The following is a 22,181-nucleotide window of genomic DNA, read 5'->3' on the forward strand; positions in this document are numbered from 1 at the left end:
CATAGAGGACAAAACCAAATATGAAAACATGCCTATGAAATTAAACTTTTTGTATCATCTCCACCCTATTTCCAAATGGGTCTCTAAACTCAAAACGTTCGAAATGAGGTATTGGTACTGAATCTACTATTTTAATATGATTATTTTCAATGATCTTTCTCCAATAAGTTATGTCTCTCACTTGGTAAGCGATATGTGATTTCGTTTTTGTTCGATCAAATCCATCTTCTGTTCCAACGTGTACATCTTTATCGCCAACTTTTAACCAAAATCCTCCTCGATCTTTGAGTATTTCAGGTTTTTCAATTTCAGGTAATCCTAATACTCCACAATAAAATTGTTTCCCTTCCTCTTCCGCACCATTCGGAATCGTGATCTGAACATGATTCAAACCAATAATCATAATCTCCCTCCTTTATGATATGCCTGTATCCTTTAAACAGTAAATAATTGTAAACTTTATTATTTGCTCCAAAATGACTACCACTTTTAAATAAGGAACTATCCATTAAAGCAATGATAAAAAGATCATTATTTTTCCACACCATTACCAAAGAGGTTCTTACTCTTTAATTAGAAAGCAATTCCACTTTGGTTTGGACCTTACTCTTTTTGGGACAAGAATTTAATTTGGACTACGAAATGATCATTATAATTGTTCAACACTATTGATTTATTATGACCTTAAAGAAAAAAGAGTCTGTTTCTAGTTTCCTTCTGACTTTTCTCTTCTTTTCACCAAATAATAAGCATTAATCCAGGAGGAGATCGGAATAATGAGCGCAATCCCAATTCCTGCACTAAAGATCGTAATCATCTCCGCACTGAAAATTTTTGAATTGACAATTTGTCCAAAAGTGTAAGACAGATCCTTAAACCATATGAGTAACGCCAAGTATCCACCAATGAAGGCGAAAAAAAGTGTATTTGTATTGGAACCTAAAATATCTTTGCCAATCGTTAATCCAGATGTGAATAATTCCTTTCTACTTATGGACGGATGATGGCGGAAAATTTCTCGCATAGGAGATGTGATCGAAATAGCAACATCGGTGATAGCTCCAATCGTACTCATAATAATGACAGCTGCCCCAATTTTAACAAAATCAACTCCAAGATAAAGAGAGAATACGTTTAATTCATCTATTTCTTCCTCACCAAAACCTTGTATCATCGTTTTCTTGGTCACGATATAAATAAAAAAAATTAAAATCGTAATCGTAACTACAGTAGAAATAAAAGCTGTGACTGTTTTACTGTTCACTTTATTAATATAAAAAAGATTGATGCTACTTATTGCTGTACAAGCAAAAATTGTTATTATAATTGGATTACCATTTGGATCTGTCATAATAAATACAGTAAATAGAACTACTCCAAAGTTCAAGAACAAAGAGATAAAAGAACGTGCCCCTTTTTTTCCCCCTATTAGGACCATTAATAAAAATAATAAGACAGCTAGTAAAAATAGAACATTCATCATTTTTCCCTCATTCGATTAACGAAAAAAATAGAAGTATATAGGCCTATTGGAATGGTAATAACAATTCCGATACCACCAGCAAGTGCCCGAGCTAGTTCTAGTGAAAGATTGATAGATAGGGTAAATCCTAGCGGTGAATAATTTTTTAAGTACAAAATAAGCATTGGAATAGAACCACTTATATAGGCAAAAAACAGAATATTTGTCATCGTTCCCATAATATCTTTGCCAATGTCGAAACCTGATTTTTTTAAAGCTTTGACTGAGATATTTTTATTTTTTTGGTATAACTCGAACATCGCAGAAGATATGGATATGGCTACATCCATAACAGCTCCTAACGATCCGATAAATAGCCCTGCCAAGAACACTAGTTGATAAGGTCTAGTCAAAAATTGCATTTCCTCATAGTGAAGACCGTTTTCATCTGTGACCCACATAGCAAGATAAGTTATAAGTAGTGCAATAAATGTTCCTAAAAGTGTGGCAACGATAGCCGCATATGTTTTTCCATTAAAGCCATTCACAAGTAGTAATGAAAGAACGGTGAATAAAATGACCGTAATCCCACATAACCATAGTAAATTGATATTCGTGTTCACATATATGTCCAATGTATAGGACAATAAAATGATGTTGACTGCTAAACTGATACTTGCAAAGAGTCCTTGTTTTTTTCCGACAATAAGTAAAGTAAAGATGAAAATCCACCCGATTATTACAAGGTATTTATCACGTTTTAAGTCTGTTATGCTTCCGGTTAAATTCGTATTTTCTTTGCTATTTTTATCAAACACGATAAATACTTCATTTCCTACTTGATATGGGTAATCATAGGCTCCAGATGCTGAATATTCGTTCGTTAAGTGGATCAGCTGCCCTTTTTTATCGCCGTTTTTTATTTCAGCAACGATACGTTGAGTGAATAGCTGATCTTCATTATCATATGAATCGGTTATGTCAGTTACTTCTTCCATACTCGTTTGGGTAATTTTGGCTATTGGGCGTTCATAAAATGCATAGTTATGATAAACAAAAATAACGGAGGTGATAAAACAAAATGCGAAAATAATGAATAAAATAATATGTTTGTATGTCAGATTTTTAATCATCCTATTCAATCTAAATCCTCCCGTTATTTTGAGTTAAATTTTTGGAATCATCATTATTTTAAAGTTCATGGCTATTTTACCATAGTTAGAAAACGCTACAAACTAAAAATACACACGCTTTTTTAATCATATAAACGTGTGTATTGATAAAATTTGGATAAAGATACTGTATTATTGAGTCGGATATATTCCTTTCCATACGACATCTAAATAATGATCAAAGTCGGTATCTCCTTCTGTATTAATACATAGAACTCGGGAGTTTTCGTGTAATCCGATTTCTTCTCGAACTTCATTTTTCTCGTTTAGAGTATGAAGTAATCCGACTGCAACTGCTGCACCTGATTCACCCGAAGTAATTTTCGGATCTTGTCCGAGTGGATTCCCTAGTATCCTCATTCCAAGAGCCGCTACTTTATCATCAAGTGAAAAAGAGGCGTTCGCATATTGTGATAAAATACGAAATGCTCTAGTGTTTGGTGCTCCACAGCAAAGACCCGCCATAATCGAATCCATATGGCCAGTAACGATCTCCATTTCTCCAACCTTATTCGAAAAAGAACGATAATAACAATTTGCCAAATGTGGTTCAACAATTATGATTTTTGGGGGATTATCCCTGTAATATTGCGTAAAATATCCAGCTATTCCAGCAGCAAACGAACCGACACCAGCTTGTACGAATATATGTGTTGGGGGCTGTTCACTATTTCCCTCAAGCTCTTCGATCGCTTCGGCGGCAATTGTCGCATATCCTTGCATAATCCAAAGCGGGATTTTATCGTAACCCTCCCACGCAGTATCTTGCACCATTACCCAACCGTTTTTATCTGCTAACTCAGCGCACATTTTTACTGTATCATCATAATTTTTATCAGTAATAGCAGCATCGGCACCTTCATTCCGAATTGCATCTAAACGTGCTTGTGAGGAACCTTTCGGTAAATAAATAACTGAGTTTTGCCCTAGTTCACGAGCAGCCCATGCAACCCCTTTTCCGTGATTCCCGTCTGTTGCTGATATAAAAGTTAGTTGACCAATTTTATCACTTACTTCCTTTAATTGGGAAAAGGACAGCTGATCAATATTTTCTTCTAATTGCTCAGCTATGTACTTACCGATCGCATAAATACCACCTAGTACTTTAAATGCATTTAAGCCAAATCGATAAGCTTCATCTTTAATCTTCATATCCGCTACATTGAAATAGGATGCGAGTTGATCAAGTGAATGTAGTGGAGTCTTTTCATATGCCTCATGTGTTTGTTGAAAGTTCTTTACTTTTTTTATTTCTTCTTTATTAAAATAGATAAGTTCTTTTTCATTATAAGTCGGTGAATAGTGTTTATTTTTGACAAAAGCAATATCGTTTTTCAATACTTTTTCCAATATGCCCCTCCTAAAAAGTATATTTTTCTATCAAAAACATCGCTTATTTAATTAATATTAAACAAACGATGTTTCCTTCTTATGCTAAACGAACATTTTCTACTTTTTTTGCATCAAGTTTCTTAATCACTTCAACGATTAATGTAACCGCATGTTCAAAATCATCACGGTGTAACATAGCAGCATGTGAGTGAATGTAACGTGTCGCAATCGTGATCGATAATGCTGGTACCCCATCTGCTGTTAGATGGATTGCTCCTGAATCCGTACCGCCACCTGCCATTGATGAATATTGAAAAGGGATTTCCTTTTCTTCTGCTGTTTCAACGACCAAATCACGAGCACCTTTATGGGATATCATGGATGCATCATATAAAATAATTTGCGGTCCTTCTCCTAATTTACTGTCCGCTTCTTTATCCGAAACTCCTGGTGTGTCCCCAGCAATCCCAACATCTACTCCAAATGCGATATCCGGTTTAATTAAATGGGCAGAAGTTTTTGCACCACGAAGTCCTACCTCTTCTTGAATCGTTCCAACCCCATAGACAATATTTGGATGCTCTTCGTTTTGTAACTGTTTTAACACTTCAATCGCAATCGCACAGCCTATGCGGTTATCCCAAGCTTTTGAAAGAAGCATTTTTTCATTTTTCATTTGTGTAAATTCGAAATACGGAACAACAGAATCACCTGGACGTACACCAAATTTTTCTGCTTCTTCTTTACTAGAAGCACCAATATCGATAAACATATCCTTTATATCTACTGGCTTTTTTCGTTGTTCAGCCGATAAAATATGTGGTGGTTTAGAACCGATTACTCCAGTAAGATTTCCTTCCTTCGTCATAATGGTGACTCGTTGAGCGAGCATTACTTGGTTCCACCAGCCACCTATTGTTTGGAAATAAAGGAAGCCATCTTTATCAATTCTCGTGACCATAAAGCCAACTTCATCGAGATGTCCAGCGACCATAATTTTCGGTCCGTTTTCATCTCCTGATTTTTTGGCGATAAGACTACCTAAATGATCTGTATAAACTTCATCAGCATATGGTTTAATATACCTTTCCATTACATCGCGTGCTTCTTTTTCATGCCCTGAAATGGCATTCGCATCTGTTAAATCTTTCAGCATTGTTAACGTCGGATCCAAATTTGACATATGTATTGCCTCCTGATTTTTAATAACCTTTTTCTTGTCTTTCATAGTTTACTTCATTCTTTTTATGATATGCTTCCATGATATCTTTTTCCGCAAAACCTAAAAGTTTTGCTAAATGTAAATATTCACGAAACATATTAAGATAGTTTTCTTCTGTCTGGTGTTTATAAAAGTCCAGACATTTTTCAAATACATGATTAAATCCCATCGTTTCATTTAAATATGTAATCGAGAAATCAATTTGAGAAAATTTGTACCCTTTATGTAACCCAATCGATAAAAGAAAATGAATATTATCAACATATTCTTCTAAAATAGTCGTTTTACCTGATTTCTCTTTTGTACTCCAATATTTAAAACATCTCGTTTCGTTGGCAAGCTCACCAAGTTCAACAAGCAACGCAAGAAATCTTTCTTCAAACGTGTCTGTCTCTTGGAGTTGATGTTTATCTTCAATATAGTCATCTAGCTCTTTTTGCATCGAAAAAAGTGTGTCCCAATCCAAAGGAATTCCCCCTATCTTCTTATTATTGTAACATTATGTTCTACCTAATTTCTATTAATTTATTTGCTAAACGAGGAGATTAAGTAGGTTTTAGCTATTATTTGTAAAAAAATAAAGGGTACTGTTAGAGGTACAGGTAGGGGTTATTCGTAACCTTTTTTCAGAATTTCCGATTTTGAGAGTACGATTGGAGACTTTTCGTGATCGACTTTCCAGAATTTCCACTTTTAAGGGTAGATTAGAAACTTATTCGTTACTAAGATCGAAAAAATGCAGGAAAAAGGCACAATTTTTGTACAACATATAGAAAAAGCCAAATCTCAAGATTTGGCTTTTTTACTTATTTAATTGCAGCTTTTGCTTGGTTCACTAATTCTGTGAATGCTTTTTCATCGTTTACTGCAAGATCTGATAACATTTTACGGTTAATATCAATACCTGCAACTTTTAAACCGTGCATTAATTTGCTGTAAGAAATATCGTTTAGACGAGCTGCAGCATTAATACGTGCGATCCATAACTTGCGGAATTCACGTTTTCTTTGTCTACGGTCACGGTATGCATATTGACCTGATTTCATTATTTGTTGTTTCGCCGTTTTAAATAATTTATGTTTTGAACCATAATATCCTTTTGCTAGTTTTAATACACGTTTACGTCTTGCACGTGTAACTGTTCCACCCTTTACTCGTGGCATTGTCATTACCTCCTAAAATTACAAACCTATATGTTTTTCCGATTATATAAATAAAAATCCACACTAAAGTTTAAGCCAATTCATCTTAAAACTTCAGTAATTGATGTCTCCTATTACCTTATCTAGGTAACATTTGGTCGATACGGTTTAAATCGCCTTTTGACACCATAGAAGATTTACGTAGTTTACGTTTCTGTTTTTGTGATTTATTTGCAAATAAATGGCTTGTATACGCTTGTGAACGTTTTAAGTTTCCAGATGCAGTTCTTTTAAAACGTTTTTGCGATCCTTTATGTGTCTTCATTTTTGACATTCCATTTCCTCCTCAATTACAACTAACATTGCATTTCATTATTTTTCAGTGATTGGTGAAAGCATCATAAACATTTGACGGCCTTCCATTTTAGCCTTTGACTCCACTGAAGCAATATCTTTTACTTCGTCAGCAAGTCTATCCAACACTTCTTGTCCCAGTTCTTTGTGTGTAATTGCTCTCCCTCTAAAACGGACAGATGCTTTTACTTTATCACCATTTTCGATAAACTTACGAGCATTACGTAATTTTGTATTAAAATCATGATCACCAATACCAGGTGAAAAACGCACTTCTTTTACATTGATCACTCGTTGCTTTTTACGCGCTTCTTTTTCTTTCTTTTGTTGCTCATAACGATACTTACCGTAGTCCATAATACGACAAACTGGTGGTTTCGCTCCAGGAGCTACTAATACTAAATCAAGATTTCTCGTTTGCGCAATTTGTAATGCCTCATCACGAGATTTTACCCCGAGTTGATCACCATTTGCATCAATAAGACGTACTTCTCTTGCTCGAATCGTTTCATTAACATTCATTTCCTTGCTAATATCTAGCCACCTCCGAAATTTTTTTGATCACGAATGACAAGATGATGAGCATTTTCTATTAGTAAACTCGGCTTATCGCTAAAGAAAACACACCGACTGACGAGCCGATAGGCGACGACAAAGGTGATGTTGCACTTATGTGAATAAGTTAATTAACTTATTTACCAAGCCTTTAGACGAAAACCTTAGTTACACTTATGCAGTAGAAAAAGTTTTTACCTTCCCATCTGCCAAAATAAAAATGTGGGCACACGAATGCACCCACATGTCTCTCGATAATTTTTGAAAGATAACTAAACCAGCCAACTACAAATTTTGCGTTAGTCAGGTGAGAAGCGGGTGCTCCTACTTGTCGTTAGATCATTTATGAATTATTAAATTCAACTTATACAATATAACATGCTCCTTAATATATGTCAAATTTTCCATGTTTTTTCTAGCATTTTTATTATAGAAAAGTGATAGATCGTTTATTTATGCCCTATTTTACCCGCAATTTCTTTTTGAATAACGGTTAAAAATTCATCAAACGCTAACGATTCAGTCTGTTTCTGTCCATAACGGCGGACATTGACACCTTGCGATTCAATTTCTTTATCCCCGATCACTAAAGCAAATGGGATTTTTTTCGTTTGTGCCTCGCGAATTTTATAGCCGATTTTCTCATCACGAACATCCACTTCCACACGGATTCCTTCCCGTTTTAATTTATCTGCCACTTCATTTGCATAGTCGATATGAACATTCGGTGAAACAGGGATAACTTGTACTTGAACAGGTGCAAGCCATGTTGGAAACGCCCCTTTATATTCTTCAATTAAATAAGCGACAAATCGTTCCATCGTCGAAACGACCCCACGGTGAATAACGACAGGACGGTGATGTTTTCCGTCTTCTCCGATATAGGATAAGTCAAAACGTTCCGCGACTTGATAATCAAGTTGAACGGTTGATAGAGTCTCATCATGGCCGAGCGCTGTTTTTACTTGTACATCCAGTTTTGGCCCGTAAAAAGCTGCTTCTCCAATCGCTTCTACATATGGTAAATCAAGCTCATCCATCGTTTCTTTTAAGGCTGTTTGAGCTATCTCCCACATTTCATCATTATCAATATATTTTTCTTTATCTTCTGGGTCACGATAAGAAAGTCTAAAATAATAATCTTCAATACCGAAATCTTTGTACACTTCTCTAATTAATTCTACAACACGAACAAACTCATCTTTTATTTGATCTGGACGTGCAAATATATGTGCATCATTCAATGTCATTCCACGAACACGTTGAAGTCCCGCAAGTGCGCCTGACATTTCATAACGGTGCATCATACCAAGTTCGGCAATTCGAACAGGTAAATTTCGATAACTATATAAATTATTTTTATACACCATCATATGATGTGGACAGTTCATTGGACGTAAAAATAATTCTTCATTTTCCATTTTCATGGAAGGGAACATATCATCTTGGTAATGGTCATAATGGCCACTCGTTTTATATAGTTCTGCACTTCCAAGCACTGGAGTATATACATGGTCATATCCGAGCTTTTCTTCTAAATCAACGATATAGCGCTCGATAATTCGCCGGATTGTCGCACCATTTGGAAGCCAAATCGGGAGTCCTTGCCCTACCTTTTGTGAAACAGTAAACAGTTCTAATTCTTTTCCAAGTTTACGATGATCCCGCTCTTTTCTTTCTTCTAAAATGCGTAAATGATTTTTAAGCTCTGATTCTTTTTCAAAAACTGTCCCGTAAATTCGTTGCAACTGTTTATTTTTACTATCACCACGCCAATAAGCACCTGATATACTTAATAATTTAAATGCTTTAATTTTGCTCGTTGACGGAACATGAACTCCACGACAAAGATCAAAGAACTCACCCTGCTTATAAATAGAAATTGTATCCCCTTCTGGGATAGCTTCAAGTAATTCAAGCTTGAGATTGTCTCCAATTTCCTCAAACATTTCTTTCGCTTCTTCGCGGGATACTTCCATTCGAACAATATCTAAATTTTCATTAATGATTCGTTGCATTTCTTTTTCAATTTTTGGTAAATCTTCGGGTGTGATTGATTTTTCCATATCAACATCATAATAAAAACCTTCTTCAATGACAGGACCAACACCAAATTGTACATCTTTATAAAGACGTTTAATAGCTTGAGCCATCGTATGGGCTGTAGAATGGCGCATAATATCGATACCTTCATCATCTTTATACGTAATTATTTCCAATGCTCCGCCTTGATGAAGAGGTTGCTTTAAATCGATTACCTCTCCATCTAATTTAATGGCCAATGATTGTTTTCTTAACCCTGGAGAAATAGACTGTGCAATTTCTTCTCCTGTGATCCCTTCTTCAAAATCCTTCTCATTCCCATCTGGGAAAACAATTGTAATCATACTAGACACTCCTTTATATATGAATTAAAACTCTTTTTGCAAGAATGTTGTTGCGAAAACACTTTACACATCAAGAGGACGTCTAGTGCCTTCGACGTGAAGTCACAAATCCTCTCTGATGGGACAAAACGAAAGTACAATCCAAGAACGTGACGATTGTTATCGCTCTTGAGGAAGGTGACATAAGGGTCTCACTGACGCCTCCTCCATGACGGACTAAAGTTAAAGTGTCGACGTTAGTAAAAGGACGTGGACGTGTTTCTAGTCGATCAGCAGTCTACGGGTCTCGTGCCACAATGCACATTTCGTCATGTACTTTCTTCATTAATGCAACAATCTTTTCAAAAACAGTTCAAATTAAAAACACTCATCCCCTATACAAAAAGGGACGAGTGTTAACACGTGGTTCCACCCTCATTTTCGAAAGTAAATTACGCAAAACGCAACATACTAAACTGAATAATCAATTGTTCAGTAAAAAATGATTCGACTTCATTACTCCTTAACGCGGGGCTACGCTACAATATACTCTTATTTCCATTGCAGGGTTCAAAGGTGGTAATTATTTTCAGCCAATAGCAGAAGCTTTCAACCAATGACTTCTTTCTCTTTCTATTGCATCAAAGGATAGCGAGTCCTTATAAAAATAATCATGTCCTTATCATTACCATATATTTTAAAAAATTTTATAAAACAAATTATAACAGCAATTATGTATGATAGCAATTATTTTACATTTACATGAAAAGGAAATTGTTCTTTCGGGAAAAATTGCACTCTCTCTTGAAATAAATTAATTAATGTTAATGTTTTTGGTTCGGATGGATGATCACCATAAATATATATACTTTTTGGTAATAATGAAATAACAGGGGATAAGTTCATTTCGTTTTCATCTAATCCTAATAAATAAAGAGGTTCTTGATGCATTAACGTTCTTAATTCCAAAGACGAATATTGTTTTCCGTTCGCTTTATAAAAAGAAAAACATTCTCCTTGTACAATATAAAGTTCGTTTAACTTTGTTTTTCTTCTCGTAATATATTCCCTAGTCGATTGAATAAAGCTTTGATAATCTTCTTCCCGTTTCATCTCGTCAATGCCATATCCGACCGCCCGTTGCAAACTTTTTATAAGGGGCTTTAAATTAAAAGTAACTAATGAATCGAAATGTATAGGGTGACTAAGGTCTATATTGGCCATTAATAACTCAGTGATATATTCTTTTAATGATCGGTTATGCTCAAATAAAAACGTCTCATAATATTTTTCCGAAATGACCCAGTTTGTTAATTGACAGATTCGCTCAATCTCATCGGCATCAGTGTAATAATAGTTATCGTGAGCTATTTTTTTAATCATCCTATTCAGCCGAAAATAGATAAAAACATCGACTAAAGAGGAAATAATTTCACGTTCTGTTAATTCACGTTCCTCTAATAAAAGTTCATTGCCCCACTCCTTGTCTCTTTTCCATTGAATATAAATTTCATCTTTAATATGAAACAGCATTTCACAAAAATATATTAATTCCTCATCTAACCTAAAATAAATATTTTTCAAATGATACCACCCTCATCCTGTACTCCGTAATACATTATATGGACGAGGCTTGCAAAAAATGATTAGTAAAATATATTGAACCTAAATTACTGAAATGAATGGATCATGAGAATGGCTACACCTATAGGTAAAAGGACAAAGATCTATGAAAAAAATAAGTTAACTTTTATCTAAGCTCATCCTTAACAAAATTGACTTATCGTTAAAGAAAACACACCGATTGACGAGCCGGTAAGGCGGTGGCTAGGCGATGTTGCACTTATGTAAGTAAGCTAGCGGAGAGCTAGTTTTCTTGACGAAAAAAAACACACCGATTGACAAGCCGTTAATAAGAACTTAAATGTTACAATTATGCATCCAGAATGTTTTATTCCTTCTTATCCATCAAAAAAGGATATTCACTCGAATTCGGCGAATACCCATACCTTACCATTATTCATTTCTACGGTTTTTTCCTGCTACTTTTACTTCTTTACTAACTTGTTTAATTCGTTCCATGATCCGGCCAGCTTTTACTTTTTCCACTTCTCCTTTTGTCGAAGTAGCTAAAATATTTTCGAGTTGTTTCATCGTATAGTTAGAAGTGAAAAATACAGGCAGCTTCTCCATCATGCGATATTGTAAAATCGATCCAAGCACCTCATCTCGAAACCATGCCGATAAAGTTTCCGCACCAATATCATCCAACATCAGCACATCAGCTTGCTTAAATATATTAATCTTTTTTTGCACCGTATTATCTTGAATCGCTTCCCGAATTTCCCGAACAAATTCTGGCATATAAATAAGCATAGAAGAAATATTGTCTTCCTGTAGTTCATTTGCGATAGCGCCAAGTAAGTATGTTTTACCGACTCCAAAAGGGCCGGTAAAAAATAATCCTTTTTCAGGTAAACTGTTTTTAGCCGCCTCCAAAAAATCATCCGCTTCTTTTAATGCCAATGTCCGATGATAATCAGGATAAATATTACTCATACGAGCTTGCAAAATTTCTTTTGGCATATAAACACTTTGGATGAGCTTTTGTTTTTGTTCCATCTTCTCAAAACGCAAATGGTTTGTACATTTTTCATATGACAGATGGATCTCATTATTTACATATTGCAAAATTGGTGAATACCCTTGCAACATATTTTTACAAGCATTATAGCTTGTACAACGTTCACACTGAATAGACTGTGTAATGTACTCATACAGCTTGTTCAGTCGTTTTGTGATTTCTTGATCTGATATTTGTGGATGCTTTTCTAAAAAAAGCCTAATTTCAGGATGATTCAATATTTCCTTTTTCATCCCCTCTAGCCTTTGTTTAAAAGCATCGTTATCATTGATCCATCTTTGTAACGAAGACTGAATCGGCTTCATTTCGATCATTCCTTTGAAACATTAATTATTTTTTTGCGCATACTTTTGTAATAAGGCTATCATTTCCGCTTCTTCTTGTTCTTGCTCTTTCGTTAATACAACCTCTTCATTACTTCCTTCCTTGTTCTGCTCTTCTCTTTCTTTGAACCAGTCAGGAATAATTTCGTTCGATCTTTTCTTCTGAGAATAGCTTTTACGTGGCTTTGGCTTTGTCGCTTGTTCTGTCTGTTTTTTAGCAAATTCAACCGCTTCTTTTGCAGATTTCAACTGTGCTCGCGACCAATGACTAGCAATCTTTTCAAGATATGCTTTTGATAGTTTCATATCCGACTGTAACAAAACGTAATGGATCAGTACATTCATGACAGGAGCTGGTAAACCTTGACGAATCATAAGCTCACTAATCATTTTCATATCTTGCTCTGATGCATTATGTCCCGCAGATAAATCTTCTAGTAATTGTTTAGGAGAAATTGTTTCAAATATCTCGATAAGATTTTCTTCTCTCGTTAACGTTCTTTGTTGTTCAGGCTTTTGCACAGCTTGCTTCACGGACAATTTTACTTCAGCGACATTGTGTTTCGTTTGAAATAAATCGTGGCAGGCTGCTTTAAACTGCTCTACATCTAACTTATTTTCATCCGTTAATGCCCAAGTAAGAGCATTTTCTATTTCATACGCTTCCAGTTCGTATAAATGTACTAACTGTGTGATGATCATTTTGTTTTTTTCAGTTAATACTTTATCTACTGGAATCATTTTCCGCTTCAATGCTTGTTTAAGTGGTAAAAAGTCGATCTGTTCTACTGGAACTCCGATTGTTTTTTCTTTTGGAAACGGAGCTGGCGGACGATGGTTGTTTGTTGGTTGAAACGTCTGAAATACATCATTAAAAGAGACAGTAATATTTTGACCTGATAGTTGCTTTTCTCTTTTTGTGTAAAATTTCCTTAATGACGTAAACTTCGACTTGCCAATATGTCGATACAATAATTCTGATAGCATCGTATCCTGAAAGAACTGCTCAGGACTAAATGGAATTTGTAAAAGATATGTATAACAGACTCTTTCTTCTGTTTCCTCTTGAAATGTTTTTAACAATCCGATTCCTTCCAGCTTACATCTTGCTCCATAGATTCGATCTAGCGGTAAATTTAAATAATTCATTAATGTATGATGTGTTTGTATTTGAACCTCAGAATAAAAATCAATTTCGTGGATGAGTAGTTGATATAAACTAACAGCCTCTATTCCTAGTAACGGTTGATATAAATGCATTAATGATTGTAAGTAATCAGATGGTAGACTTTTTTCAAGTCTTACTTCATATCCGTCAACAGGTAAGATTTTTCCAAAATGTTGCATTCCTCTCACCCTTTCTATTTATGACTTTTTACTTTGGCTTTTTGATTGTTAGAAAACTTGACATACGTTAAAGAAAACACACCGATTGACGAGCCGATAGACGCCGGCAGAGGTGATGTTGCACGTATGTAAATAAGGTGGATGAACTTATTGACTAATTCTTTACTGCGAGAACAAAAGCTGCACTTACGATGTACAATGATAATTGCAACGAGTATGCAAGTCCCAGGACGTCGCGCTTTTAACAAGTGAGCGGTAAGAAAGGATTTATGCTTTCTTATCTGCTAAAATCTCTTTTAATTCGTCTAAAAAGACATTAATATTTTCAAATTGACGGTAAACAGAAGCAAACCGTACATACGCTACTTCATCAATTTCAGATAATCTTTCTAATACCATTTCCCCGATATGTTGACTATTAATCTCGGGTTTATCTGAATTACGTATTTCTTGCTCTACATCAAGAGCAATTTGTTCAATTTCTTCAATTGTAACTGGCCGCTTTTCGCAAGCTCTCATAAGTCCTCTAATTAGCTTATCACGATTAAATTCTTGTCTTGTCCCATCTTTTTTCACAATAATTAACGGCGTCTCTTCTTTTCGCTCAAACGTTCTAAAACGAAATCCACATCGTTCACATTCTCGTCGTCTTCGAATAGCATCTCCGTCTTCAAAAGGTCTTGAATCGAGAACACGTGAATTTTTATGGTAACATTTTGGACAGTTCATTTACTTTCAACCCCATTCATCTTTCGAAACCAATTAACGTCCATTCTATATTCTTATAGTTTATCATGTTTTAGACGATTTCCATAATGATTGAAAAGGATGGGTATTTTGTCCAACGTTTATCTATGAAAAATTAGTCATTGTTGTAGAAGATAATATGACAATGAACTTGATCTTACAAAGAAAAAAGGGATTTAGCCTTTGGAGGAACCTTTTACCTTTTAGGATAAAGGACATATATACGTGAAAAACTCATCATAAAACTGTATTCAAACAAGAAAAAGTTGTCCTATGAAAGACAACTTTTTTGGACGACAATTTATGAAATTTTAACCTTATTTTTCAATTCTATTTGTTCAATTGATTTTCCGACAAATTTCGCCAAATCAACAACCCTTGCGGAATAACCCCACTCATTATCATACCAAGCTAAAATTTTAATTTTCTTATCTTCCATTACAATAGTAGAAAGCCCATCAATAATTGCCGAATAATCTGTTGTAGCATAATCGATCGATACAAGTGGTTCATCACTATATTGAACAATACCGCTCATCTTCCCATTTGCCGCTTCCTTAAAAACATTGTTTACTTCTTCAACCGTTACTTCTTTTTCCACATCAACAACTAAGTCAACTAATGAAACATTTGGCGTCGGTACACGTAATGCCATCCCGTGTAGTTTTCCGTTTAAATGTGGTAATACTTCACCTAATGCTTTTGCTGCACCGGTTGAAGTTGGAATGATTGATTGACCACATGCACGTGCTCGACGTAAATCTTTATGCGGGTTGTCCAAGCTTTGTTGATCTGACGTATATGCATGAACAGTCGTCATTAATCCATTAATAATCGAATAGTTTTCATCTAATACTTTTACTACCGGGGCTAAACAGTTTGTCGTACAAGATGCATTTGAAACGACATGATCTGTTTCTGGATCATACGTGTCTTCATTTACTCCAAGAACAATTGTATTATCAACGTTCGTTCCAGGAGCTGTTATAATCACTTTTTTTGCTCCAGCTTGTAAGTGACGACTTGCTCCTTCTTTTGAATTAAATTTTCCAGTTGCTTCAATTACGATATCAATATCATTTTCTAACCATGGTAATCTTTCCGGCTCACGAGAGTTTACATGTAAAATTTTTTGTCCATTTATTTCAAAGCCGTCTTCTAAAATGTTAATATCACATTCAAAAATGCCATGGACACTATCATACTTAATCAAATGTGCTAATGTTTCCTCAGGATAACTTGCATTAATTGCTACGACATCAATATTTTCATCTAAAATAGCTTGACGAAATACCATTCGTCCAATTCTTCCAAATCCATTAATGGCAATTCGAGTTTTGCTCATGTATAGTCCTCCCAATATGTGCTACACTGATTCAATATATTTCATAATTAGTATAACACATTTAACGGAAAATGTGCTATCAAATGTGTATAATTTCGTAATTTATTTTATCCTTTTTCCATATTTACTATTCCATCTTCCATTTATTGAGATGGAATAAAAAAGGAGCAAACCTTTTTTCAAGTTCACTCATTGTATGTCAATATGTTTACTCCTATCATCTTTATATTTTCGATAAAAATCAATCATCGGGTGTAAAGTCTCTTGGAGATCAGGGCAGTCAATATTTGCTTCTTTCAAATCCGCTTGCGCTTGAGAGGAATCATAGGATGAGTGAATCGTAAAATAATCCATTGCTTCTTCTTCTACTTTTAGCCATTTTCTAATTGGTGAAAAGGATAACCATAATTTCACAAAGGATACGGGAATCGTTCCTTTCGGGGTTCTTCCAATATAAAGTTCAGCAATCATTTTTTGTAATTCGTCTGTATTGTATGGATTAGGGTCTGTTAAATGATACGTTTTTCCTTCACCAATTGGATTCATTGCTAAAAAACTTGTCGCTTTTAAAACATAATCACTAGAAACAAAATTACCTTCGGGTGGTTTCTTTGCTTTCATATACGGTAACATTGGCAAATGTTTTAATTTATCGTAAAAATGTAACATAAAATAAAGCCCATCAAACTTAATCGTTTCACCTGTTTTAGAATGGCCCTTTACAATCCCTGGTCGAATAATTGTAGTTGGCACATATGGTTTACGTTTTTCCACTAGTACTTCTGCTTCAAACTTTGTTTGTTCATAATGGTTACGGAATGTTTGCCCTTTTTCAAGTTCATGCTCATATATGCGGCCCTCACGTTTCCCGGAAACATATGCCGTACTAAAGTAAATGTATCGCTCTAAATGAGGGAGTGATTGTACCCAGTCGTTTACACATTTTGTACCATGAACGTTTACTAGTTGGGCGATTTTTTTAGGCACTGCGAGATCATAAATAGCAGCTAGATGAAAAACATGTGTCACGTTATTTTGCAACTTTTTTTGATTAAGTTCATCAATCGCTAAGCTTTCCTTCGTTATATCACCGACAATTAATGTGAAAAAGTCTTTTGGAAGAGCTGCTTTTTTCACATAATAGTTTATTTCCGTTTGTGCCTTCCCTTTTTCATTTGCTAAAACGAGTAAATAAATATGTGAAATGGAATGACGATGATCTTGAATTAACTGTCTGATTAAATATGATGCTAAAAAACCTGGATAACCTGTTAAAAATAATGTTTTTTTCATGTATCTAAGTCCTTTCACATCTTTTTAGAATTTTCTAATATTTTGTGCTGAACAAGAACAACCATGTCATGTAAACGATATGACCGAAATTCTTGCCATTTGAGTATTCTTTACTTAAACATATGCAAAGTTCCATCCAACGTGAGGTTTCAGAAATAACATCAGCAAAATCACTACTTACATAAAAATTTCACTCATGACCCTTTAACTCCCCAGGTTAATAAAATGTCCTTCAATTGTTGATATGATTGCTCTTCTGTTCCATTATTGTCAATGACAGCATCTGCCTTTTTTGCTTTTTCAGCGACCGGAATTTGGGCATCTATTCTCCGCTTCGCTTCTTCTTTTGTACTATCATCTCGCTCCATAATCCGTTTAAGTTGTACACCAGGATCAACTGCAACAACGATAACTTTGTCAACAAAATGTGTAAGTCCACTTTCATATAAAAGAGGAATATCTAAAACGACACTTTTTTCTCCCTGTTCTATATAGCGGTCTCTTTGTCTGATCATTTCTTTTCTAATTGCGGGATGGATAATTTCATTTAATTTTTTTCGTTTATGCTCGTCATTAAAAACAATTTCACCTAATGCCTTTCTATCAAGTGTCCTATCCCTATCATCTTGCAAAATTTGTTCACCAAATGCAGCAACAATCTTTTTATATGCCTCTTCTTCCGGCTCTACAACTTCACGGGCAATTACATCTGCATCGACAACTGGAATACTCCATTCACGAAACTTCTTGGCAATTGTACTTTTTCCAGTACCAATACTTCCAGTGAGTCCAATAATTAGCGCCATATGTCAATCTCCTTTTTTGTTAAGCTCACCTGCTATTTAAAACAGCCCCGAATACACTTTCGCTTCCCGATAGCAGTCGGCGGGTAAACCTCCGACGCAAAATGTTTATTGCACTAAACTGAGGTATCAGAAGTCTAGAACGTACCAATGTTGGCACAAAAGCTCTTCAATGCGACTGAGCAGACACATGGACATGACGTTTATCATTGACCTCGGAGTTCGAGTCTTCAACGGCTATAAAGGTTTCCGACGCACCTAAACGTGCTCGTGCAATCTTTACAGTGGACGAGTGAAAGCGTAGTCCAAGTTTGTAGTGTATTTAGTCAGCGTGTATTCGGTTTAGTCAGTGCATCTAATAAAGTTTTTAACTGTCTTGAAATCCTCTCTTACGGTGCCGAATCTACAAAGATTGGCATTTGGGGCATATATGGGTTCCACGACCAGCAACTTTCAATTTAATAATTTCAACACCACATACTTTACATTGTTTATTTTGTTGACCGTAAACAAATAATTCTTGCTGGAACATCCCCATTTCGCCTGCTCCATCCACATAAGACCGAATCGTCGTTCCACCTTGTTTTACTGCTTTTTCTAATACAAGATGCGCATTTTTCCATATTGTTTTTACTTCATTTTCGGTTAACTTATTTGCACGCTTTTCTGGATGAACGTTCGATAAAAACAATACTTCATCCACATAAATGTTTCCAAGTCCTGCAATAATCGACTGATCAAGCAATGTCGCTTTAATATTTCGTGTTGTTTTCATTACTTTATCCAAAACATAGTCTTTTGTATATTCCTTTTGAAATGGATCGGGTCCTAATTGATTCAATGGTTTTGTATTTAATTCTGATCCAGTTGGAAAAACATGCATCGTACCAAATTTACGAACATCATGATAACGAAGCTCTGATCCATCGGTAAAATGGAAAATGACGTGTGTATGTTTTGCCACAGGTTCACTCATTGGTACGACCCGGTATTTTCCTTCCATGCGTAAATGGGAAACAAGCACATGATCAGTTAAATAAAATAATAAAAATTTACCCCGTCGGTCGACTTTTCGGATCGTTTCATTCTTCAAAATAGTTTTGAAATGTTCCACATCATCTGGCTGCTTAATTATTTTCGGCCAATGGACAGTTATATTTTCAATTGTTTTATTGATAACCAAGTTTTCTAATGTTTTTCGAATTGTTTCTACTTCTGGTAACTCTGGCATTTCAGTTTAACCTTCTTTCTAATTCGCATCAAACCAGCTTTTCCCGTATGAATAATCTACCATTAATGGTACGTTCAGTTGGACTGTCTTTTCCATCACTTCTGGTACTATTTTTGCTAATACGTCCATTTCTTCTTTTGGCGCTTCCAAAATAAGCTCATCATGTACTTGCATTAGCATACGTGCTTGTAATTTTTCTTCTTTCAACCGTTGATCTAAATCAATCATCGCTTTCTTTATTATATCTGCTGCACTTCCTTGTATTGGTGTATTCATAGCTGTTCTTTCGGCAAAACTTCTTTGATTAAAATTACTGCTCGTAATTTCAGGTAAATATCGTCTTCGTTTCATAATCGTAGAAACGTATCCATTATGTTTTGCCTCTTGTACGATATCTTCCATATACTGTTTAACATCAGGGTAAATGGCAAAATATTTATCAATAAATTGTTTTGCTTCTTTACGTGTAATTTGTAAACTTTGGGACAAACCATAATCACTTATCCCATATACAATTCCAAAATTAACCGCTTTTGCTTGGCGTCGCATATTACTGTTAACTTCCGATTCTTCTACATGAAAAACGTCCATCGCTGTTTGGGTATGGATGTCTTTATTTTCTTGAAATGCCTCCATTAATTTTTTATCGCCCGAAATATGAGCAAGAACGCGTAATTCAATTTGCGAATAATCCGCTGCAAACATTAGCCAATCTTTTTGGGAAGAAGTGAAAGCTTGTCTAATTTTTCGGCCTTCTTCCAATCTAATCGGTATATTTTGTAAGTTCGGTTCTGTTGAACTAAGTCTTCCTGTTTGTGTTAATGCTTGGTTAAAGCGAGTATGAATCTTATGTGTATCTTTATGGACGACTTTAAGCAATCCTTCGACATATGTTGATTGTAGCTTTTTTAATTGACGGTACAATAATAGTTTCGGAATGATTTCATGTTCTGGTTGTAATCTTTCTAGTACATCGGCTGCCGTAGAATAACCTGTTTTTGTCTTTTTGATCACTGGTAATTTTAGTTTTTCAAATAAAATTACCGATAGTTGTTTCGGTGAGTTTGTATTAAATTTTTCCCCAGCAAGTTCATGTATTTCCGCTTCTATCGTATCTAAACGTTCCGTTAATTCTACACCCATCTCCTTTAAACGTTCGACATCGACTTGAACACCGACATGTTCGATGTCAGCAAGGATTAAAGCTAATGGTAATTCTAGTTCTTTAAACAGTTCCATTTGTTCATTTTTCTTTAATTCATCTATAAACCGATCCTTTAAAGTGTAAATAATATTCGTTTTTCGGGCGATATGTTCACTTAAAACGGAAAATGCTGGGACAGCAAGTTTTGCCCCTTTCCCGTATACTTCCTCGTCTAAATAAACATCTTTTTCTCCCAGACGACGGCCAATAGCTGTAATTTCTTCATTATTATCTGCCGGATTAAGTAAGTATGCAGCGAGTTGCAAGTCAAATGAAATTCCTTTTAGATGGACTCCACGATTTAATAAAGCAACTTTCATTGCTTTTGCATCAAAGACAAATTTTTTCTTTGTCTCATCTTCAAGCCATTGGATAAATACATCTGATTGGAATGCTTTTTCTGTTTCTATGACAAAACAACCTTTTTCACCAACAATACTAACTGCTTCTATCTTTGCTTCATGATAGTTTTCCGTCACCATCTCTAAATGAAGAGCTTCTTCACCTGTAAAAAGGTCTGTTGAAAGCTCGTCAATGATGTCATAATGAAACGGCTCCAGTTCCATTTGCGGTGCTTCCTCAGCTTCACCATGTAATCGATCTAGCAATGTTCTAAATCCAAGTTCTGAAAACAATGAATAAATATCTTGATATTCATACCCTTCAAAATTTAGATCTTCTAGTGAAATCGTTATTGGTGATTCTATATTAATCGTCGCTAAATCCCTGCTCATCCATGCATCTTCTTTATATGTTTCTAATTTTTCTTTTAATTTTTTCGCTGTTATTTCATCAATATGATCGTATAAATTTTCAAGTGTCCTATATTGTTTCAGTAGTTTTGTTGCTGTTTTAACCCCAACTCCGGGAACTCCAGGAATATTATCTGAACTATCTCCCATCAATGCTTTTAAATCGATAATTTGTTCTGGAGTTAATTCCATTTTTTCGAGTAAACTTTCAGGTGTATACGATTCTACTTCACTAACGCCTTTTTTCGTTACATCTACTGTTACATTTTCCGAAACGAGCTGAAGTAAATCTTGATCTCCAGAAATAACTTTTACATCCCACTTTTCTTTATTGCTCATATTAGCAAGCGTGCCAATAATGTCATCTGCTTCATACATATCTAATTCATAGTGTGGAATATGAAAGGCTTTAAGTAGTTCTCTCGTGAGAGGAAATTGTTCAGATAGTTCAGGTGGTGTCTTTTGTCTACCGCCTTTATACTCTTTAAATGTGGAATGTCTGAAAGTAGTTTTACCCGCATCAAAGGCTACGAGCATATGTGTTGGTTTTTCTTCTTCTAAAATGTTTAACAAAATATTTGTAAATCCATAAACAGCATTTGTATAGACTCCTTTATCATTATGCAGTAAAGGGAGTGCATAAAAAGCTCGGAACAATAAACTATTTCCATCAATTAGTACTAATTTTTTTGACATAAAATTGCCTCCTAAAATACAACCTCGTACACTTTATTATAGATTAAACCACAACAATGATAAAGTAAACACACCGATTGACGAGCCGTTTGGCGACGGCAGAGATGATGTTGCACTTATGTAAGCAAAACAGCGGGTAGCTGGTTTTATGACGAAAGTAAACACGATTCACGAGACAAAAGGCAAAGTTA

19 protein-coding genes and 1 other annotated feature are annotated in these 22,181 nt (G+C 35.1%); all 19 genes read right to left on the reverse strand.

What is annotated here, in order from left to right:
* Positions 1 to 40 precede the first annotated feature (40 nt).
* The 19 genes from DFR56_RS14600 to polA all read right to left on the reverse strand — a co-directional run bounded on the left by DFR56_RS14600 (position 41) and on the right by polA (position 21,990).
* On the reverse strand, positions 41 to 403 hold the full coding sequence (locus DFR56_RS14600; RefSeq protein WP_110396186.1) for a VOC family protein: 363 nt from the start codon (positions 401 to 403) through the stop codon (positions 41 to 43).
* A gap of 303 nt (positions 404 to 706) precedes the next feature.
* A complete protein-coding gene (locus tag DFR56_RS14605; protein ID WP_110396187.1) occupies positions 707 to 1,480 on the reverse strand; it encodes a YibE/F family protein in 774 nt (257 codons plus the stop codon).
* Positions 1,480 to 2,595, reverse strand: coding sequence for a YibE/F family protein (locus DFR56_RS14610; protein WP_110396290.1), 1,116 nt, complete (start codon positions 2,593 to 2,595; stop codon positions 1,480 to 1,482). Before DFR56_RS14610 ends, DFR56_RS14605 begins: the two co-directional genes overlap by 1 nt.
* Positions 2,596 to 2,766: 171 nt before the next feature.
* Entirely contained in the window at positions 2,767 to 3,984 is a 1,218-nt protein-coding gene (gene dpaL, locus DFR56_RS14615; protein ID WP_110396188.1) for a diaminopropionate ammonia-lyase, read from the reverse strand.
* A gap of 79 nt (positions 3,985 to 4,063) precedes the next feature.
* A complete protein-coding gene (locus DFR56_RS14620) occupies positions 4,064 to 5,149 on the reverse strand; it encodes a M42 family metallopeptidase (protein WP_110396189.1) in 1,086 nt (361 codons plus the stop codon).
* Positions 5,150 to 5,168: 19 nt separating this feature from the next.
* Positions 5,169 to 5,654 (reverse strand): dUTP diphosphatase, encoded by a 486-nt coding sequence (locus DFR56_RS14625; RefSeq protein ID WP_110396190.1) that lies wholly within the window; start codon positions 5,652 to 5,654, stop codon positions 5,169 to 5,171.
* Between the two features lie 340 nt (positions 5,655 to 5,994).
* Complete coding sequence (rplT, locus tag DFR56_RS14630) at positions 5,995 to 6,351, reverse strand: 50S ribosomal protein L20 (RefSeq protein ID WP_110396191.1); 357 nt, start codon at positions 6,349 to 6,351, stop codon at positions 5,995 to 5,997.
* 118 nt (positions 6,352 to 6,469) lie between these two features.
* On the reverse strand, positions 6,470 to 6,664 hold the full coding sequence (gene rpmI / locus DFR56_RS14635) for a 50S ribosomal protein L35 (RefSeq protein ID WP_110396192.1): 195 nt from the start codon (positions 6,662 to 6,664) through the stop codon (positions 6,470 to 6,472).
* Between the two features lie 38 nt (positions 6,665 to 6,702).
* On the reverse strand, positions 6,703 to 7,206 hold the full coding sequence (gene infC, locus DFR56_RS14640; protein ID WP_110396193.1) for a translation initiation factor IF-3: 504 nt from the start codon (positions 7,204 to 7,206) through the stop codon (positions 6,703 to 6,705).
* 241 nt (positions 7,207 to 7,447) lie between these two features.
* Positions 7,448 to 7,575 (reverse strand) — a sequence feature (ribosomal protein L20 leader region).
* A gap of 113 nt (positions 7,576 to 7,688) precedes the next feature.
* Entirely contained in the window at positions 7,689 to 9,626 is a 1,938-nt protein-coding gene (thrS, locus tag DFR56_RS14645; protein WP_110396194.1) for a threonine--tRNA ligase, read from the reverse strand.
* 726 nt (positions 9,627 to 10,352) lie between these two features.
* Positions 10,353 to 11,189, reverse strand: coding sequence for a sporulation protein YtxC (gene ytxC / locus DFR56_RS14650; protein WP_110396195.1), 837 nt, complete (start codon positions 11,187 to 11,189; stop codon positions 10,353 to 10,355).
* 432 nt (positions 11,190 to 11,621) lie between these two features.
* Positions 11,622 to 12,554 (reverse strand): primosomal protein DnaI, encoded by a 933-nt coding sequence (gene dnaI, locus DFR56_RS14655; RefSeq protein ID WP_110396196.1) that lies wholly within the window; start codon positions 12,552 to 12,554, stop codon positions 11,622 to 11,624.
* 21 nt (positions 12,555 to 12,575) lie between these two features.
* A complete protein-coding gene (locus DFR56_RS14660; RefSeq protein ID WP_110396197.1) occupies positions 12,576 to 13,919 on the reverse strand; it encodes a replication initiation and membrane attachment family protein in 1,344 nt (447 codons plus the stop codon).
* Between the two features lie 267 nt (positions 13,920 to 14,186).
* Positions 14,187 to 14,648, reverse strand: a complete 462-nt coding sequence (gene nrdR / locus DFR56_RS14665; RefSeq protein WP_110396198.1) for a transcriptional regulator NrdR — start codon at positions 14,646 to 14,648, stop codon at positions 14,187 to 14,189.
* A gap of 319 nt (positions 14,649 to 14,967) precedes the next feature.
* The gene (locus DFR56_RS14670; RefSeq protein WP_110396199.1) at positions 14,968 to 16,011 is read right to left on the reverse strand and encodes a glyceraldehyde-3-phosphate dehydrogenase; all 1,044 of its coding nucleotides are present in this window, start codon (positions 16,009 to 16,011) and stop codon (positions 14,968 to 14,970) included.
* 189 nt (positions 16,012 to 16,200) lie between these two features.
* Positions 16,201 to 17,304 (reverse strand): SDR family oxidoreductase, encoded by a 1,104-nt coding sequence (locus DFR56_RS14675; RefSeq protein ID WP_110396200.1) that lies wholly within the window; start codon positions 17,302 to 17,304, stop codon positions 16,201 to 16,203.
* A gap of 194 nt (positions 17,305 to 17,498) precedes the next feature.
* A complete protein-coding gene (gene coaE, locus DFR56_RS14680; RefSeq protein ID WP_110396201.1) occupies positions 17,499 to 18,110 on the reverse strand; it encodes a dephospho-CoA kinase in 612 nt (203 codons plus the stop codon).
* Positions 18,111 to 18,510: 400 nt separating this feature from the next.
* Positions 18,511 to 19,338, reverse strand: coding sequence for a DNA-formamidopyrimidine glycosylase (gene mutM, locus DFR56_RS14685; RefSeq protein ID WP_110396202.1), 828 nt, complete (start codon positions 19,336 to 19,338; stop codon positions 18,511 to 18,513).
* Positions 19,339 to 19,356: 18 nt separating this feature from the next.
* Entirely contained in the window at positions 19,357 to 21,990 is a 2,634-nt protein-coding gene (gene polA, locus DFR56_RS14690) for a DNA polymerase I (RefSeq protein ID WP_110396203.1), read from the reverse strand.
* Positions 21,991 to 22,181: the final 191 nt, after the last annotated feature.

The sequence above is a fragment of the Pseudogracilibacillus auburnensis genome, assembly GCF_003201975.1.
In the GTDB taxonomy this organism is placed as follows: Bacteria; Bacillota; Bacilli; order Bacillales; family Amphibacillaceae; genus Pseudogracilibacillus; species Pseudogracilibacillus auburnensis.

Coding starts and splice junctions, on each gene's coding strand:
- DFR56_RS14600 (WP_110396186.1), bottom strand. CDS start 403: ATGATTATTGGTTTGAATCATGTTCAGATCACGATTCCGAATGGTGCG.
- DFR56_RS14605 (WP_110396187.1), bottom strand. CDS start 1,480: ATGAATGTTCTATTTTTACTAGCTGTCTTATTATTTTTATTAATGGTC.
- DFR56_RS14610 (WP_110396290.1), bottom strand. CDS start 2,595: ATGATTAAAAATCTGACATACAAACATATTATTTTATTCATTATTTTC.
- DFR56_RS14620 (WP_110396189.1), bottom strand. CDS start 5,149: ATGTCAAATTTGGATCCGACGTTAACAATGCTGAAAGATTTAACAGAT.
- rplT (WP_110396191.1), bottom strand. CDS start 6,351: ATGCCACGAGTAAAGGGTGGAACAGTTACACGTGCAAGACGTAAACGT.
- rpmI (WP_110396192.1), bottom strand. CDS start 6,664: ATGTCAAAAATGAAGACACATAAAGGATCGCAAAAACGTTTTAAAAGA.
- infC (WP_110396193.1), bottom strand. CDS start 7,206: ATGAATGTTAATGAAACGATTCGAGCAAGAGAAGTACGTCTTATTGAT.
- thrS (WP_110396194.1), bottom strand. CDS start 9,626: ATGATTACAATTGTTTTCCCAGATGGGAATGAGAAGGATTTTGAAGAA.
- dnaI (WP_110396196.1), bottom strand. CDS start 12,554: ATGAAGCCGATTCAGTCTTCGTTACAAAGATGGATCAATGATAACGAT.
- DFR56_RS14660 (WP_110396197.1), bottom strand. CDS start 13,919: ATGCAACATTTTGGAAAAATCTTACCTGTTGACGGATATGAAGTAAGA.
- nrdR (WP_110396198.1), bottom strand. CDS start 14,648: ATGAACTGTCCAAAATGTTACCATAAAAATTCACGTGTTCTCGATTCA.
- DFR56_RS14670 (WP_110396199.1), bottom strand. CDS start 16,011: ATGAGCAAAACTCGAATTGCCATTAATGGATTTGGAAGAATTGGACGA.
- DFR56_RS14675 (WP_110396200.1), bottom strand. CDS start 17,304: ATGAAAAAAACATTATTTTTAACAGGTTATCCAGGTTTTTTAGCATCA.
- coaE (WP_110396201.1), bottom strand. CDS start 18,110: ATGGCGCTAATTATTGGACTCACTGGAAGTATTGGTACTGGAAAAAGT.
- mutM (WP_110396202.1), bottom strand. CDS start 19,338: ATGCCAGAGTTACCAGAAGTAGAAACAATTCGAAAAACATTAGAAAAC.
- polA (WP_110396203.1), bottom strand. CDS start 21,990: ATGTCAAAAAAATTAGTACTAATTGATGGAAATAGTTTATTGTTCCGA.